The sequence below is a fragment of the Proteus sp. G2609 genome, assembly GCF_963896135.1.
Classification (GTDB): domain Bacteria; phylum Pseudomonadota; class Gammaproteobacteria; order Enterobacterales; family Enterobacteriaceae; genus Proteus; species Proteus mirabilis.
Genome location: NZ_CAWQNB010000030.1, coordinates 64,223 through 81,433, shown reverse-complemented (window position 1 = coordinate 81,433; position 17,211 = coordinate 64,223). Strand labels below are relative to the sequence as shown.

At 37.5% G+C, this 17,211-nt stretch carries 14 protein-coding genes and 1 other RNA gene; 8 read left to right on the top strand and 7 right to left on the bottom strand.

What is annotated here, in order from left to right:
- Positions 1–126: 126 nt before the first annotated feature.
- Positions 127–1,026, bottom strand: coding sequence for a LysR family transcriptional regulator ArgP (locus AACV01_RS09475; protein WP_004244059.1), 900 nt, complete (start codon positions 1,024–1,026; stop codon positions 127–129).
- 160 nt (positions 1,027–1,186) lie between these two features.
- Here AACV01_RS09475 and rpiA point away from each other — a divergent pair, with 160 nt between their 5' ends.
- A complete protein-coding gene (rpiA, locus tag AACV01_RS09470; RefSeq protein ID WP_004244058.1) occupies positions 1,187–1,843 on the top strand; it encodes a ribose-5-phosphate isomerase RpiA in 657 nt (218 codons plus the stop codon).
- 355 nt (positions 1,844–2,198) lie between these two features.
- Positions 2,199–3,449: a phosphoglycerate dehydrogenase gene (gene serA / locus AACV01_RS09465; RefSeq protein ID WP_004248535.1), complete on the top strand. Its 1,251-nt coding sequence runs from the start codon at positions 2,199–2,201 to the stop codon at positions 3,447–3,449.
- A 77-nt stretch (positions 3,450–3,526) separates the two neighbouring features.
- Here the strand turns inward: serA and AACV01_RS09460 are convergent, their stop codons facing one another.
- The 6 genes from AACV01_RS09460 to zapA form a co-directional block, all read right to left on the bottom strand.
- Positions 3,527–5,650: a type I secretion system permease/ATPase gene (locus AACV01_RS09460; protein ID WP_161682769.1), complete on the bottom strand. Its 2,124-nt coding sequence runs from the start codon at positions 5,648–5,650 to the stop codon at positions 3,527–3,529.
- 13 nt (positions 5,651–5,663) lie between these two features.
- On the bottom strand, positions 5,664–7,025 hold the full coding sequence (locus tag AACV01_RS09455; RefSeq protein ID WP_339382635.1) for an HlyD family type I secretion periplasmic adaptor subunit: 1,362 nt from the start codon (positions 7,023–7,025) through the stop codon (positions 5,664–5,666).
- A 5-nt stretch (positions 7,026–7,030) separates the two neighbouring features.
- Entirely contained in the window at positions 7,031–9,103 is a 2,073-nt protein-coding gene (locus tag AACV01_RS09450) for a peptidase domain-containing ABC transporter (RefSeq protein ID WP_104836632.1), read from the bottom strand.
- Positions 9,104–9,192: 89 nt separating this feature from the next.
- Positions 9,193–9,810 (bottom strand): 5-formyltetrahydrofolate cyclo-ligase, encoded by a 618-nt coding sequence (locus tag AACV01_RS09445; protein ID WP_161682765.1) that lies wholly within the window; start codon positions 9,808–9,810, stop codon positions 9,193–9,195.
- Between the two features lie 170 nt (positions 9,811–9,980).
- Positions 9,981–10,165, bottom strand: a non-coding RNA gene (ssrS, locus tag AACV01_RS09440) — 6S RNA.
- A 110-nt stretch (positions 10,166–10,275) separates the two neighbouring features.
- On the bottom strand, positions 10,276–10,605 hold the full coding sequence (gene zapA, locus AACV01_RS09435) for a cell division protein ZapA (protein ID WP_004244048.1): 330 nt from the start codon (positions 10,603–10,605) through the stop codon (positions 10,276–10,278).
- A gap of 176 nt (positions 10,606–10,781) precedes the next feature.
- Between zapA and AACV01_RS09430 the strand changes: the two genes are divergently transcribed.
- From AACV01_RS09430 to gcvH, 6 genes are all read left to right on the top strand, one after another.
- Positions 10,782–11,366 carry a YecA/YgfB family protein gene (locus AACV01_RS09430; RefSeq protein WP_004244047.1) on the top strand — a complete coding sequence of 195 codons (585 nt, stop codon included), beginning with the start codon at positions 10,782–10,784 and terminating at the stop codon, positions 11,364–11,366.
- Between the two features lie 53 nt (positions 11,367–11,419).
- A complete protein-coding gene (pepP, locus tag AACV01_RS09425; RefSeq protein WP_046334650.1) occupies positions 11,420–12,730 on the top strand; it encodes a Xaa-Pro aminopeptidase in 1,311 nt (436 codons plus the stop codon).
- A 13-nt stretch (positions 12,731–12,743) separates the two neighbouring features.
- On the top strand, positions 12,744–13,916 hold the full coding sequence (gene ubiH / locus AACV01_RS09420) for a 2-octaprenyl-6-methoxyphenyl hydroxylase (protein ID WP_004250387.1): 1,173 nt from the start codon (positions 12,744–12,746) through the stop codon (positions 13,914–13,916).
- 29 nt (positions 13,917–13,945) lie between these two features.
- Entirely contained in the window at positions 13,946–15,181 is a 1,236-nt protein-coding gene (ubiI, locus tag AACV01_RS09415) for an FAD-dependent 2-octaprenylphenol hydroxylase (protein ID WP_004244044.1), read from the top strand.
- 414 nt (positions 15,182–15,595) lie between these two features.
- Positions 15,596–16,690, top strand: a complete 1,095-nt coding sequence (gene gcvT / locus AACV01_RS09410) for a glycine cleavage system aminomethyltransferase GcvT (RefSeq protein WP_004244043.1) — start codon at positions 15,596–15,598, stop codon at positions 16,688–16,690.
- Between the two features lie 32 nt (positions 16,691–16,722).
- The gene (gene gcvH / locus AACV01_RS09405) at positions 16,723–17,115 is read left to right on the top strand and encodes a glycine cleavage system protein GcvH (protein ID WP_004248528.1); all 393 of its coding nucleotides are present in this window, start codon (positions 16,723–16,725) and stop codon (positions 17,113–17,115) included.
- Positions 17,116–17,211: the final 96 nt, after the last annotated feature.

The following is a 17,211-nucleotide window of genomic DNA, read 5'->3' as shown; positions in this document are numbered from 1 at the left end:
TGAGTGAATATAGATAACAGACTAAAGTAAGGAAAATCAATTCGCCATTTTCCTTACTTATCGTTAAATCCCTTTCTAAGAATAGCGATAATATTGATCAAGAAACAACATCATCAACGTTACTTTTTACTCTTCATCTTGCTTAAGCACTTTACGACCATAATCAAGTAACGCATCTGTTACCTTTCTCATCGTTCTGCTTTCTGGGGCAAAACGGTGCCAATACAACATGCGGCGTTGGCATAATCCTGGCGTTAAATCAATCAATTCACCACTTTTTAGCTCATCGGCAATTTGTAGATGAGGGATCATACAACATGTTGAGCCTTGTTTAGCTAACTGAACAAAAGCTTCGGAAGAATTAACAATATGGCAAGGCACACTACCGGGAGATAAGCCGAAATTTTGCTGTAAGAAGGCCTGATGCATATCATCAAGATGGTCAAATGCGACAGCGGGGGCTTTTAACAGAGATGATTTAGTGACCCCATTTGCAAAATAGCGTTGGGCAAAATCAGGGGATGCCACAAAAAGATAGTCTAATGCGCCTAATTGGTCGACTAGACAGCTAGGCAATGCTTGGGGCTGAATACTGATAGCACCAACCACTTCACCACGTCTTAATCGCTCTTGGGTACGAGTTTCATCTTCTACTTGAATATTAAGCCGGATAGGAAGTTGTGTTAATACCGGGTGCAAAGCAGGCAATAACCAAGTAGCTAAACTATCCGCGTTGACAGCTAAAGAGAGTAAAAGAGGCGTCGAGCCACTATTTTCATCACCTAACCACTGCTCTTCTAACATTTCGACCTGATGCAGCAATGCGAGTAGCTTTTGCCCCTGCTCTGTGGGTTGGGGCGGAACCGTACGTACTAATAAAGGTTGTCCAAATAGATTCTCAAGTTGTTTTATTCTTTGTGAAACGGCAGATTGCGTAATACATAGTTTTTGTGCGGCTCGTTCAAAACCACGCTCTCGAATAACGGCATCAAGGGCTTGCAGGGCCCGATAATCAGGACGTTTCATTGACAGATTCTCTTTGATTTTATGTTCTACTGTGTACTATGCCATATTTTTAGTTTTTATGAGTTAAAATGTTGTGTCTCAAATTTTGATACACCTTGTGCGGATTTTATGGGCACTATGCTATTCTTATTCGATAAATGTGAAAAATAAGGTTTTGTAAATGACTCAAGATGAATTAAAAAAAGCAGTAGGTTGGGCCGCCCTTGAATATGTAAAACCGGGTACTATCGTGGGCGTTGGAACAGGCTCTACGGCTTCTCATTTTATTGATGCTCTTGCAACAATGAAAGGTCAAATTGAAGGGGCAGTTTCTAGCTCAGAGGCTTCAACGGCAAAACTAAAAAGCTACGGCATTCCCGTTTTTGACTGTAATGAAGTTGATTCGCTCGATATCTACGTAGACGGTGCTGATGAAATTAACCATCAAATGCAGATGATCAAAGGTGGTGGTGCGGCATTAACCCGTGAAAAAATTATTGCAGCGGTGGCAAAAACCTTTGTGTGTATTGTCGATGAATCAAAACAAGTGGATGTTTTGGGTAAATTCCCTCTGCCTGTTGAAGTTATCCCAATGGCTCGCTCTTATGTGGCTCGCGAGCTGGTTAAATTAGGTGGGTTACCTGAATATCGTGAAAACGTCGTGACGGATAATGGTAACGTGATCTTAGACGTTTATAATCTCACTATTTTGAACCCTATCGAGCTAGAAAATAAAATTAATAGTATTGCAGGGGTGGTTACTGTCGGGCTTTTCGCTAATCGCGGAGCAGACATTGTATTAATGGGGACTTCTGAAGGTGTGAAAACCATTAAATAGTACAATTAAACTGCATCTCTAGTCAGTGATAACAACATCCTCTTAAAGAGAGTGGGAGAACTATATTGTTTTCCCACTCTCTTTTATCTTTCCCCTTAGATAATCAGAATGATGACTTTTTGCAAATTATTTTGAAAACCATAAATTCAGTGATATATATCACACGATAGAGATATCTCTCTTTAAAATGCTGCCATTTTTATTGTCAAAATCATTTTGCTCGGTAGAAAATCACTTTATCTATCGCTTATTCTGTCAACAGTGCAATCGGTTGTATTGCCTCAAAATCTATTTTTGTTATGTTGGTGAAACAGGATTTCGTTTTTATTCATGTAACACAAATAGGGCAGGGTAAATGGTCAAGGTATCTTTGGAAAAAGAAAAGATAAAGTTCCTACTATTGGAAGGTGTACACCAAAGTGCGGTAGAGAATTTAAGAGCAGCAGGTTATACCAACATCGAATATCATAAAGGTGCATTATCGGGAGAAGAATTAAAACAAGCTATCCGTGATGCACGCTTTGTGGGGATCCGTTCCCGCACTCACTTAACAGAAGAAATTTTTGCAGCCGCTGAAAAATTAGTTGCTGTAGGCTGCTTCTGCATTGGTACTAACCAAGTTGACTTAGATGCGGCTGCCCGTCGTGGGATCCCTGTTTTTAATGCACCTTTTTCAAACACTCGTTCCGTGGCTGAAATGGTGTTAGGGGAATTACTGTTATTACTGCGTCGTATTCCAGAAGCTAATGCTAAAGCGCATCGTGGTATTTGGGATAAACAAGCTAAAGGCTGTTTTGAAGCGCGAGGTAAAAAACTGGGGATTATTGGCTATGGTCATATAGGCACCCAGTTAGGGATATTGGCGGAAAGTGTTGGTTTAGATGTCTATTTTTATGATATTGAAAACAAACTTCCTTTAGGAAATGCAACCCAAGTTCGCCACTTATCCGAACTGCTGAATATGTGTGACATTGTTAGCTTACACGTGCCAGAAACGCCATCAACAAAAAATATGATTGGTCACGAAGAGTTATTACGAATGAAGCCAGGCGCTATTCTTATTAATGCCTCTCGTGGAACTGTGGTTGATATTCCGGCATTAGCACAAGCGCTAGAGAGTAAGCATTTATCAGGTGCAGCGGTGGACGTTTTCCCAACGGAGCCGGGGGCAAATAACGATCCAAACGATCCTTTTGTATCAGAATTAATTAAATTTGATAATGTGATCTTAACGCCACATATTGGTGGTTCAACCCAAGAAGCTCAAGAAAATATTGGTTATGAAGTTGCTGGTAAGTTAGCTAAATATTCTGATAATGGTTCTACATTATCTGCGGTTAATTTCCCTGAAGTATCATTGCCTAGTCATGGTGATGATGTAAACCGTTTACTGCATATTCATGAAAACCGTCCGGGTATTATGAATAGTATCAATAACGTATTTACAGAAGAAAATATTAACGTTGCTGCGCAATATCTACGTACAGCTGGCAATGTGGGTTATGTAGTGATTGACGTTACTACACAAACGAAAGCACAAGCTGAGTTAGTATTGCAGAAACTAAAAGGACTACCGGGTACCATTCGTGCTCGTATGTTGTACTAATATCGCATATTTTTATATTAAGTATAAAGGCTCAATAATTAGAGCCTTTATTTTTATGGTTCATTAGTTATCACGGTTTATTGCTGTGTCTGTTGTTGCCACAATTGCTGATAAAGTGTTTTCTTATTTAATAAATCGCTATGTGTACCTTCTTCTAATATACGACCTTTATCAATAACATAAATATAATCTGAAATAGAAATAGCATTAAGTCGGTGAGCAATACAAATTACCGTTCTATTTTTACAAATAGCCGGAAGATTGGCTAAAATTTCCGCTTCTGAGGCATAATCTAACGCCGATGTTGCCTCATCTAAAATAAGAATTTGTGGATCAGGTAAAAGTGCTCTTGCTAGCGCAATACGCTGACGCTGCCCTCCTGACAAATTACTACCTCTTTCACCTACTTGTGTATTAAATCCCTCAGGGAGTTGAGTAATAAAATGAAAAGCGCCGGCTAATTTACTCGCTTCAATAATATCTTCTTCACTACAATCGGGTTTTGATAACCGAATATTTTCCATAATAGTGCCACTAAATAAAAAATTATCTTGTAAAACAACACTAATTGATTGGCGTAAAGTAAGGGGATTGGCAATGGCGAGATCCATACCATCAATATAAATCTGGCCTTGTTGAGGAGTATAAAAACGTTGAATTAAACGTGTGATAGTACTTTTTCCTGAACCAGAGGGGCCTGTAATACCAATAAATTTGCCCGCGGGGATCGAAAAAGAGAGTTGCTCAATCACATCTGGAGTATTGGCTGTATAACGAAAGCGTACATGAGAAAATACTATACTTCCTGCAATATTAGGTACAGTAGCAAGTCCTTGATGCTGATGCTCTGTGGGCGTATTAACAATCTCGCCAATACGACGTATAGAGATGCCTGTTTGTTGAACATCTTGCCAAAGTTGGGCTAAACGTAAAATAGGTTGTGTAATATGGGCGGCAAACATATTAAAAGCCACTAATTCTCCCACACTTAATTGCGCTTTCATAATCAGATTAACACCATGCCACAAGATAATTGCCATAGTAATTTTATGAATAGCCCCAATTAATTGCTGAGCAAGTAACGCTTTTTTGGCCGCTGAAAAACGCTTAAGGATATAATTAGTGAGTTTATATTGCCATTTTTCAATAAATTGATGTTCTGTTGCTGTTATTTTTATGGTTTCTATACCATTAATAGCTTCTGTTAATAAGCTCGTATTATCAGCATTTGCTTGATACTCTTGTTCAACCCAATAACGGATCATGGGGCCAAGTATCAGCCAAAATAAAAAATAAACGACTAATGCTGCTATGGTTATCCAAGTTAATAATACGGAATAAGCAAACATTACTGAAAGAAATACGATAATAAAAATAAAATCCAATACCATCATCAACGCAGAGCCAGTAATAAACTGGCGAATATGAGCAAGCTCTTGAATACGAGCAATAATTTGCCCAGATTGACGTTGATTAAAAAACTGACTGGGTAGCCGAATGAGGTGTTGATAAATTCTCCCTGAGAATTCGGCACCTAGGGTACAAGAAACAAAAGCATAAAGTTTATCTCGTAATAAAAGATAGATAGGCTCTATAATGGCAAGCAGCACGAGGAGTACCCCTAAAACTTGCAAATTAGAGAGGCTTCTCCCCGTTAATACTTTATCAATAATTTTTTCAAAAATAATTGGATTAACTAAAGCAAATAATTGAATAAAACAAGATAAAATAAAAATTAAATATAATGATTTTTTTTGTTTTAATAGCGATGGAATGCACCACATTAAGCTAAACTTGCTCTGTTTAGGGGTAAATATCTTATTAATAATTAGCAGTGTGGTATAAGTGATTTTTTTATCAATATGATAATGACTCTCTGTGTTAGTGCTTGGGTCAATAATAATTAATTTATCACTTGTTCTATTTTTTAGAATATACCAATAACCATTAATTTCGATAAGTGTATCAATAATTATTTTATCTTTATACTCACTTTCACTATTAAAAAATGAAAATTCGCATTTTAAATTGAGTTGTTGAGCGGCTTCTATGATATTTAATTCAGAGAGATTGTCGTCATTACCTAAAAAATGAATAAGCTGCTCTTTTTTTAATGTTCCTTTATTCTTTTTTGAAAAATAAATAAGCCCATCAATAATTGAAGGATGAAGAGATGGCGTATTTTTAGTTATATAGTTCATAGATATCTCGCTATTATTTTTCTCTTAATGCTTCATGTTGATAAACTTCTATTGGACTGAGTAAATAATCAATCACTCGACGTTTTTCAATTTTTATATCGGCAACTAAAGACATACCTGTGGCCAGTTTATATTGTGCTTCATCTTCACCCATCACTTGCTTATCAAGTTCAATCAGGACGGGATAAACTAAGCCTAATTGTTCATGTTGTATGGAATCTTTTGCTATATTGACAATGGTGCCTTCAATGGTGCCATAACGGGTATAAGGAAAAGCATCAATTTTAATCACCGTTTTTTGACCTGGATAGATAAAACCAATATCTTTATTGAGAATATTCACCTCAGCAACATTATGCTGAGTATCGGGCACTATCACCATCACCGCTTGTGAAGGTTGCAATACGGCTCCTAGGGTATGAACAGCGAGTTGTTGTACTGTACCTGTAACAGGAGAACGAACAATTTTTAATTGTTGACGTTTCTGAGCATGATAAAGATTTTGTTGATAAATAAAAACTTCGCTTTCATATTGTTTAAATTTATCATGCCACTCTAGGTGTTTTTGTTTTTCTAATCTATCGCGATTTTTTATATATTGTTGCTCTTGACTGGATAAAATAACCAGTTCTGATGATTTTCTTTTAATGATTTGATTGATTTCTAATAACTCCTTTTTATTTTCTAAAAACTCCATGGTACTAATGATTTTTTTATCATAGAGTTTTTTCTTTATATTAAAACGTTTTTCAATATTTTTTTTTAATTCATTTAATGAATTGATTTCTTGGTGAGTAAGAAGCTTGTTTTTATTGTTGGTTTCTATTTCAGAATTAATATGATTAATACTAGCATCAAATTCATCCTTTTCTTTTTTATAACTTAGTAGAATCGCTTCTTTTTTTTCTTTATTTAGTAAATTAAAATCATCAATTGCATCAGGTCGGGTGTTTTGACCTAATGCTTGATAACGAATTTTTAGTAATAATAGATTTTCTATCTTATTTTTTAGATTATTAATCTCCTCATCAACACCTAAAATATCAAGTGTTAATAACGCTTCTCCTTTGGTAACTTGTTGGCCATTTTTTACATGAATGGCGCTTAAGCGACTATGTTCATAAATTTGAATTTGTTGCGAATAACCTGAAACCACTAATTTTCCTATAGCTGAAGAAAGCACATCTAATTTACCTATATATGCCCAGAGTAAAAATATAATCACACTTAATGAAATTATTATTGCAATAATACGACTATAAGGTGTCGGCGGTTTCTCAAGTACGGCGATATGATTAGGGTAAAAATCATAGTTTTTAGGCTCTTTTTTAGTTTTAAAGTAGTGAGCAATCATTTGTTTTATTTTTGATTTCATCATTGTTATCCTTGTTGATGTTGCCAAAGTTTCTTATAAGCGCCATCTTTTCTAATCAATTCATTATGTTTGCCTTCTTCAATTATCTGGCCTTTTTCTAATACAATAATGCGGTCACAGTTTTTTATTGTGGAAAGGCGATGAGCAATCATAATGACGGTCTTATCTTGGGTAATAAGGGGAAGATTTTTTTCGATGATGGCTTGAGACTCACCATCCAATGCGCTGGTAGCTTCATCAAAAATTAAAATTTTAGGGGATGAGAGTAAGGCTCTAGCAATTGCAATACGTTGGCATTGTCCCCCAGATAAAGATCTGCCATTTTCAGCAATGAGTGTGTCGTACCCTAAAGGAAGTTTTAAAATAAACTCATGAGCACCTGCTAATTTAGCGACATGAATAACCTCATCTAATGAGGCTGATGGTTGCGTTAAACGGATATTGTCGAGCACGGTTAAATGAAATAAAAAATTCTCTTGTAAGACAAACCCTATTTGTTGACGTAATACTGCGGGGGGAATTTCACAAACCGGAATGCCATCAAGCTTAACCTGACCTAATTGTGGGATATAAAGCCCTGCGATGATGCGTGCTAATGTACTTTTCCCTGATCCAGACGTCCCGACGATACCAATAGTTTCATATTTATTTATTCTAAATGAAATTTGCTTTACAACAGGGGGGGCATCATGTTGATAACTAAAACTGACATTCTCAAAACTCACTTCACCTTGTAATGCCATTTTCTTATTGGCTTTTTCTTGCTCTATTGGGAGATTAAGAATGTCTTGTAAATTATAAATAGCCGTTTTGGCTCGGATATACTTTCCCCAAACTTCTATTGCAGAACTTAAAGGTTGTAGACAGTGGTTTAATAGCATATTAAAAGCAATGAGTTGACCTATTGTCATTGCAAGTGAAATGACTTCAAAAGCACCTAGACATAAAAGTATCGCTGTCGTTATTTTTTGTAAAAATGAAACGATGTATTGCGATAAGTTATCAATATTTTGTAATTTTAAATTTTCATTAGTCAGTTGATGGATTTGCGTATGCCACTGCTGTGTAAAACGTGGTTCTAATGAAAGGCTTTTTATTGTTTCTATACCTCCTAGGGTTTCTGTTAAAAAAGCACTATTTGTTGCTGAATATTGATAAAGCTGTTGTACGGTTTTTTCTATTTTAGGGGCAATTAATTTAGCTAAGATAAAATAGAGTGGGATGGTGGCAAGAAAGATTAATGTTAACTTTAATGACAAATAAGCCATAACAAATAGGAAAATAAAGATAAATGAGAAATCAACTAATAACATTAATAAGGTTTTTGTTATAAACTCTCGAATGATATCAAGCTCTTTTACTCGTGTAACAATAATACCTGTTTGGCGAGATTTAAAATAACTGATAGGAAGTTTGAATAAATGGTTAGTTAATTTCAAACTTAGCAACATATCAATTTTATTTGCCGTATGATGATAAATATACTCTCTTATCCCCTTTAATACAGATTCTGAAACGGCGACAAAAATAAGACCTATTATTAACACATCAAGCGTGGATAGGGCTTGATGGATAATTACCTTATCCATAATTATTTGCGTAATAATCGGGGAGGCAAGTGCTAGCAGTTGAAGAATTAACGAGTAAAATAATACACTTTGAAATAATATACGATATTTCATAAAGGTTGGGACAAACCAAGTGATATCAAAAAAATGCTTTTCTGCAAAGTCCAGATAGTAATAGTGATTTACACTGTTATTTATTAATCTCTCTTTATTCCATGTCTCCATATTGTCAGTTTGTAGATTATAAATTAGAAATTCATTATTGTTATATTTTAAAATAATAAATATATTTTTAGAACGATCTAAAAAAATCATAGGGTAGTGTAATTGTTTTTTAAAAATATAATGAATATTTTTTTTCTTTAGTTTAAAAGCATGTTTTTTTTCTAATGATGCGATAGTATCATCGTATTTATTAATGTTTGGTTTTGTATTATCTAATTGTTTTCCCGAAAGATTAAGAATGATATTAATGCTTTTTATAAATTTCGTGCTTTCTCTATTTTTCATATTAAATGCAATGTGGTTAAAAATAGAGATTTAATCTTATAAAATAAGATAATAATATAAAAAAACAAAGATAGCGTTAAAAGCTCGTCTTAATTTCTCTGTATCAGTTGTTCATCAAAACACCATACTTTATCAGGTGTAATAATTTCAGGTAACGGTATATCCCAATCTGCGCTCGGTAACGAATGAACTTGTTGGCATGTATGAGCAAGTCCCATAGGATAAAATGACTGCCGCTGCCAATTTTCTAATGTTCTATCATAAAAACCTCCGCCCATACCGAGTCGTTGACCACTTTCATCGAAGGCAACCAGTGGCGTAAAGATAATATCGATATCAGATATTGGAATAATGTTATTCACATTGAGTGGAGGTTCAAAAATATTAAAACGATTTTTCACTAACTGCGTGGTGGGAGCGTAACGTAAAAAAAGTAAATGATGGCGATGAAAAGGGTGTAATACGGGCAGACAAACCTGTTTATTTAAATCCCATAAATGAGTGATTAGAGGTGCGGTATCAATCTCGCCGTCAAAAGAGAGAAATAAGGCAATTGTTTTAGCTTGCTTGACTTTGGGATGATGGAGTACCCGTGCAGAGAGTTTATGTGCAGCATCTTGCTGCTGTGCCACAGTCAGTTGGCGGCGTTTTTGGCGGATAGCTTTACGTATCTGAGCTCTTTGCTGGAAAACAGGGGGTTGTGTCATGATTAATCCATCAGCAAGGAATTGGTATGAATAAAAATATATCACTTCTATGAATTTATTACACTTTAGAGGTAAAAAAGAGAAAAGCCAAGAAAGATAGGGGCAAAAGAAACAAAAAAAGCTCTAAACATTAAATACTTAATCAGTACTCAGTGTTTAGAACTTGAATTGGGGTCTCCAAGATGCCGTTGTAGGCTGTAACCCTTGAACCCGTGGTTCAAGGTGAACATAGTGCTATCACCATTAGGCTGCCTGAACGAATCAGGTATGCTCACAAGTAATAGATCACCACATTCTATTTTTTTTGAAATATCGGCTCAGGGGACTTACCCACTGACGAACATCTCAGAGAAATTAGGTGGGTGCTGTTAAGCACCTTATCTATGAACTATTGTATTATTTTAATTGTAGAAAGCAACCTATTATCTGTTAATTTCGTGGTGTGCGCATGCTTTCTGAACAAATCTACTTTGATGTTGAAAAAGTGCGATCATGGTGCTTGCCTTGATCGTGTAAAGCTTGTTCAATAGATTGTTGTAGCATTTTTATTTTCTCTTCCATATTGTAGGCATAGTCTCTCGTTTTTAACTTTTCTTCTGCCAACTCATGACTCATATTTAATGCCACGATAAAAATTAAGTGCTCAGTATTGGAAACACCACTGCGTTCTTTGAGATCTTGTAATCGTTGTTCAAGTTCAGCAGCAGAAGCCAGTAAAGCATCTTTTTGTTCTGGTGGGCAATTGACACGTAATGAGCGCCCAAAAATTTGAAGATCAACGGGTTGTGCGGACATGATTCCTTCCTGACATAAAATCTGTGCTACGTGTTTAGTAGTGTATACGGTTATAAGGCAGTATTAAACGCTATTACTGCAAAAATTCCAATGTTTAACATAGCTTAACTGGTACAGTGCGTTCTATTGATGGTAGCATATCTTGAACTATTCCCCTAAATGCGACGTTTATTCTTATGTCAATACAAAACACATTACCAGATTACTCAGCAATTGATTCATTATTACAACAACATGCCGTGCCTTTAACTGCCGCAGAGATGCATGGCCTAATTACTGGGTTTATTTGTGGAGCAGTACATGACAATAGTTGGAAAACTTTGTTACATGAACTGACTAATGAGGGCTTAGCGTTCCCTAAATCGTTATCAGAACCCCTTGAATCACTTTATCACGTCACTCATGAGCAACTTGATGACAGCGTATTTAATTTTTCTATGCTGTTACCTGACGATGCAGAATCTGTTTTTCCTCGAGCTGATGCCCTTGCAGGGTGGGTTAATCATTTTCTATTAGGATTAGGTGTTGCACAACCTAAGTTATCTGAGCATAAAGAGTTGACGGAAGTTATCACTGATTTGCGTAATATTGGTGCATTAGGCTATGAAGAAGATGAAAATCAACAAGAGCTTGAAGATGCACTCGAAGAAGTTACAGAATATGTCAAAGTCTCTGTTCAGCTGTGCTATATCACTTTTGTCGCCTCAAAAGAGACAACAACAGAAAATGATAAACAAGATGAACAACGGACATTACATTAATAATTGCCTTATTAATTAGATAACCAAAAGATCAATAAAGGATAGGAGTGGGTATGAATAAGCAAGAATTTTTATCCCGTCGTCAGGCATTATTAGCTCAGATGAAACCAGCAAGTGCAGCTATCTTTTTTGCTGCACCAGAAGCACAACGCAATGCTGATAGTGAATATCCCTATCGCCAACATAGTGACTTCTTGTATCTCACCGGATTTAGTGAGCCAGAAGCTATCCTTGTGTTGATTAAAAGTGATGAAACACATAATCATAGCGTACTGTTTAATCGGGTTAGAGATTTAACCGCGGAAATCTGGTTTGGTCGTCGTCTTGGGCAAGAAGCTGCCCCTGAAAAATTAGGTGTTGATAAAGCGCTACCTTACGAAGATGTAGGTGAGCAACTTTATCAATTACTCAATGGATTGGATATTGTTTATCATGCCCAAGGTGAATATGCGTTTGCCGATGAAATCGTCTTTAATGCTCTGGATACCTTAAGAAAAGGCTCTCGCCGTAATTTAAAAGCGCCACAAACGCTTATTGATTGGCGCCCAATAGTGCACGAACTGCGGTTATTTAAATCTGATGCTGAAATTGAATTACTGCGCAAAGCCGGAAAAATTTCTGCGTTAGCCCATACTCGCGCAATGCAAAAATGTCAGCCAGGTATGTATGAGTATCAATTACAAGGGGAAATTGAACATGAGTTTATCTCTCATGGTGCGCGTTTCCCTTCCTATAACAGTATTGTCGGTAGTGGTGAGAACGGTTGTATCTTACATTATACTGAAAATGAAACTAAAATGCGTGATGGGGATTTAGTCCTCATTGATGCAGGCTGTGAATATGAAGGTTATGCGGGTGATATTACGCGAACTTTCCCTGTTAATGGTAAATTTAGCCGTCAACAACGTGAAATTTACGAGATTGTTTTAAAATCACTCAATGTATCCCTCGAATTGTATAAACCGGGTACAAGCATCAAAGAAGTCACTCAACATGTCGTGTATATCATGGTGGAAGGCTTAGTTAAGCTCGGCATTATGCACGGTGATATCGAACACCTCATTGAGACAAAAGCCTATCAGCGCTTCTTTATGCATAGCTTAAGTCACTGGTTAGGTCTTGATGTTCATGATGTTGGACACTATGGCACCGATCGTGATCGTATCTTAGAGCCGGGTATGGTGTTGACTATTGAACCAGGACTTTACATTGCGCCAGATGCAGATGTACCACAAGAGTATCGTGGTATTGGTATTCGCATTGAAGATGACATTGTTATTACTGAAACAGGTAATGAAAATTTAACGGCTATGGTTGTTAAAGATCCTGATGAAATTGAAGCTCTGATGGCAGGAAAAATTTAAGGCTAAAATCAGCATGAATGTGATTATTGTGGGTGGTGGAATGGCGGGTGCAACGTTAGCACTAGCACTTTCTGCATTAAATAAGGGTAATATTTCCATTTCGCTTATTGAAGCGCGAGAGCCAGATAATGGGCATCCCGGATTCGATGCTAGAGCGATCGCTTTAGCGCATGGCACAGCAAAGCGATTAGCACAAATCGGATTATGGTCGGTCTTAAAACCCTTTGTGACACCTATTAATCACGTTCATGTTTCTGATAGAGGCCATTGCGGTTTTGTGAACATAAATGCACAGGACTACGATATTGACGCACTGGGTTATGTTATTGAATTACATGATGCGGGGCGTCAACTGTTTGCACAGTTGAAAAAACAACCCAATATTACGCTATATTGTCCCGCTAAAGTGGAGCATGTTCAGCGCCATCTCGATAACGTTGAAGTGACACTTGATGATGGTACGCAACTTAGCGGTGATTTACTGGTTGCCGCAGATGGTACACATTCACCCATTGGTCATCAATGTCATATTCAATGGCAGAAAACGCCTTATCATCAAGTCGCGGTGATCGCCAATGTAAAAACAGAGATTGATCCCAAAGGTTGTGCATTTGAGCGATTTACACAATTTGGTCCATTAGCAATGTTACCCATGAGCGAAGGGCGTAGTTCATTGGTGTGGTGCCATCCTATTGAGAAATTAGAACAAGTTTCACAATGGGATGAGCAAACAACCATTGCACAGTTACAACGGGATTTTGGCTGGCGTTTGGGTAAGATTGAACAAGTAGGGCAGCGTCATTGCTATCCATTAGTTCTGCAAAAAGCACAGCAAATGATCAGCCATCGTTTAGCATTGATAGGTAATGCATCTCAAACCTTGCATCCTATTGCAGGGCAAGGTTTTAATCTTGGTTTACGCGATGTAATGACATTAGCCAATACATTAACCTCGGCCATACAATCAGGTCTTGATATCGGCAGTTATCGCGTATTATCACAATATCAACAGCTTCGCGAACAGGATAGAGAAAGTACTATTACGATCACTGATGGTTTAGTGAAAGTGTTTGCGAATCGTTGTATGCCGTTAATTATCTCCCGTAATCTAGGCTTAATGACGATGGAATTAGTGCCTGCACTTCGTAACAAATTAGCACACCAAACATTAGGTTGGACAAACTGAGCATAATTGCTTTTTAGGATACTTTTATTATGAAATCATTTGATGTTGTTATTGCTGGTGGTGGAATGGTCGGGCTTGCATTAGCCTGCGGATTACATGGCTGTGGATTACGTATAGCGATAATAGAAAATCACCCAGTCACCACGCATTTCCATCCGCAAGATGATTTTGCATTACGGGTATCTGCGATTAATACTGCCAGTGAGTTATTACTCAAGAAATTAGGGGTATGGGAAAACTTAACGGCATTACGTACAGCTCCTTATCAAGGTATGGAAGTATGGGATCAAGATAGTTTTGGACGTATTGCGTTTTCAGCGCAGCAAGAAGGGTTATCTCATCTTGGCACTATTATTGAGAATCATCTTATTCGTGAAGTGCTGTGGCAAAAGGTCACCAGTCATAGTGATATTACCTGTTATTCCCCTGCTCAAATTGAACGCATTGTGTGGGGAGAAAATGAAGCCTTTATCAGTTTAAATGACGGAGAAATGTTAACCGCTAGGCTGGTTGTTGGCGCCGATGGTGCTAATTCTTGGTTGCGTAAAAATGCTGATATTCCACTGACTTTTTGGGATTATGAACATCACGCTTTAGTCGCAACCATACGCACAGAACAACCCCACGATAATGTGGCGCGCCAAGTGTTTCATGGTGAGGGGATTTTAGCCTTTTTACCTCTTGCAGATCCTCATACTTGTTCTATTGTGTGGTCGCTACCTAGCTCATTGGCTGAAGATTATAAGAGTGCAGATAAAACGCGATTTGAACGTACGCTAGGTGTTACTTTTGATATGTGCTTAGGCCAGTGTGAATTAGTCAGTGAACGTATGACAATTCCATTAACGGGTCGCTATGCACGTCAATTTGCCGCTCCACGGTTAGCGTTATTAGGTGATGCCGCGCATACCATCCACCCTTTAGCTGGACAAGGGGTTAACCTTGGCTTTATGGATGTTGCTGAATTAATTGGTGAAATCCGTCGTTTAAAAGCAGAAGGTAAAGATTTTGGTGAGTATCTCTATTTAAGACGTTTTGAGCGCCGCCGTAAACATGCCGCTGCGGTCATGTTAGCGACTATGCAAGGGTTCCGCGAATTATTTGAAGGTAATAACCCTATTAAAAAGTGGGTGCGTGATATCGGTCTTTCGTTAGCAGATAGTTTACCAGGAGTAAAACCAAAGTTACTTGAACAGGCGATGGGACTTTCTGATTTACCAGAATGGCTAAAGCATAAAAATCCTGTTTCAGCTGAAAAAATCTAATTCAACAGCCATTTCACATTACTTTTCTTTATAACAGACTGGAAAAATAACACTAAAAATAGCTATTTTTTCAGTCTATTCTTTGTATTGCTCGCCTTTTTTTAGTCATTATTCACTAAAAATGAGGGCTGATACGCATAATTACAATCATTCATTCTGCATACTTATTTCTCTACATTATGATTGGTAGAGGTAATACCCTATTTTAACTTATGGTTTATTTTTTCTCTTAGTGATAAGTTCAAAGTAAAGGTATCGTTTGCGTTGTACGTTAATTGCTCACATTTGTTAAAGTAATGTTTAAAAATAAACTTAAGCTTGTAATTAACACGCTGATTTTTAATCAAGTTTAATTTTATATTTAACAAATTGCGTTCTCTGGATCATCTAAACTAAAAATAGAAAGAGGGAAGAATGGCAAAACAGACTCCGTTATATGATGAGCACGTCGCCTGTGGTGCTCGTATGGTTGATTTTCATGGTTGGATGATGCCACTGCATTATGGCTCTCAAATTGATGAACACCATAATGTGCGTCAAGATGCAGGTATGTTTGATGTATCTCACATGACGATTGTTGATTTACATGGCCCGCAAGTTAAAGACTTTCTACGTTATCTATTAGCGAATGATGTCGCTAAACTCACCGAAAAAGGCAAAGCACTTTATACTGGTATGCTAAATGCGTCTGGTGGTGTGATTGACGATCTGATTGTTTACTACTTTGATGAGACTTTCTATCGTCTGGTGGTTAACTCCGCAACCCGCGAAAAAGATTTAGCGTGGATCACTGAGCATGCCAAAGATTATGTCGTCGATATTCAAGTACGTGATGATTTAGCATTAATTGCAGTACAAGGCCCTCACGCACAAGAAAAAGTACAGCGTTTATTAAGTGAATCGCATCGCCAAATAGTGGCAGCGATGAAGCCTTTCTATGGCGTACAACTTGATGATCTCTTCGTCGCGACGACAGGTTATACCGGTGAAGCAGGTTATGAAATCGCCATGCCAAAAGAGCAAGCTGTTGATTATTGGCAAAAGTTATTAGCAGTGGGGGTTAAGCCCGCGGGGTTAGGTGCTCGAGACACTTTACGTTTAGAAGCGGGTATGGATCTTTATGGTCAAGAGATGGATGAAACTATTAATCCTCTTGAGGCTAATATGGGGTGGACGATTGCCTGGTTACCCGAAGATCGTCAATTTATTGGTAGAGAAGCATTAGAAAAATTACGCGCAACAGGCACAGATAAACTGGTTGGTCTGGTGATGCGAGAAAAAGGGGTGTTACGTGCAGGTAGTGCCGTGCACTTTACCGATGATTTAGGTGAATTAAGAGAAGGCGTTATTACTAGTGGCACATTTTCACCGACATTGGGCTTTAGTATTGCATTAGCCAGAGTACCCGCAGGTATTAAAGATAGCGCAATTGTTTTATTGCGTAATCGTGAAATACCGGTAGAGGTGGTAAAACCTGGTTTTGTTCGTTCAGGTAAAGCATTGGTATAAAGCATTATTATTTTAAATGGAGAGTACGGTCAATGAGTCAAATACCTAGTGAATTAAAATATGCGCAATCTCATGAGTGGATCCGTTCTGAAGGCAATGGCGAATACACTATCGGCATCACTGAACATGCTCAAGAGTTGTTAGGTGATATGGTGTTTGTTGATCTTCCTGATGTAGGCAGTGAAGTTGATCTTGGGGATGATTGTGCTGTGGCTGAATCAGTAAAAGCTGCATCAGATATTTATGCCCCATTATCTGGCGAAATTATTGCAGTAAATGAGGAGTTAGATGGTTCACCAGAGCTGGTTAATAGTGATCCCTATGGGGATGGATGGTTATTTCGCATAAAAGCAAAAGATGAAAGCGAATTAAACGATCTCCTTGATGCGGCTGGCTACCAAGAGTTAGTTGAAAACGAAGAGTAAAAATAAACGCCTCGTCATTAAAAAGTCGGGGCGTTTTTATTTATCAGCCTATTTTCAAATCAGTAAAAACAGCTTATCCATTTATTGTGAATTCAG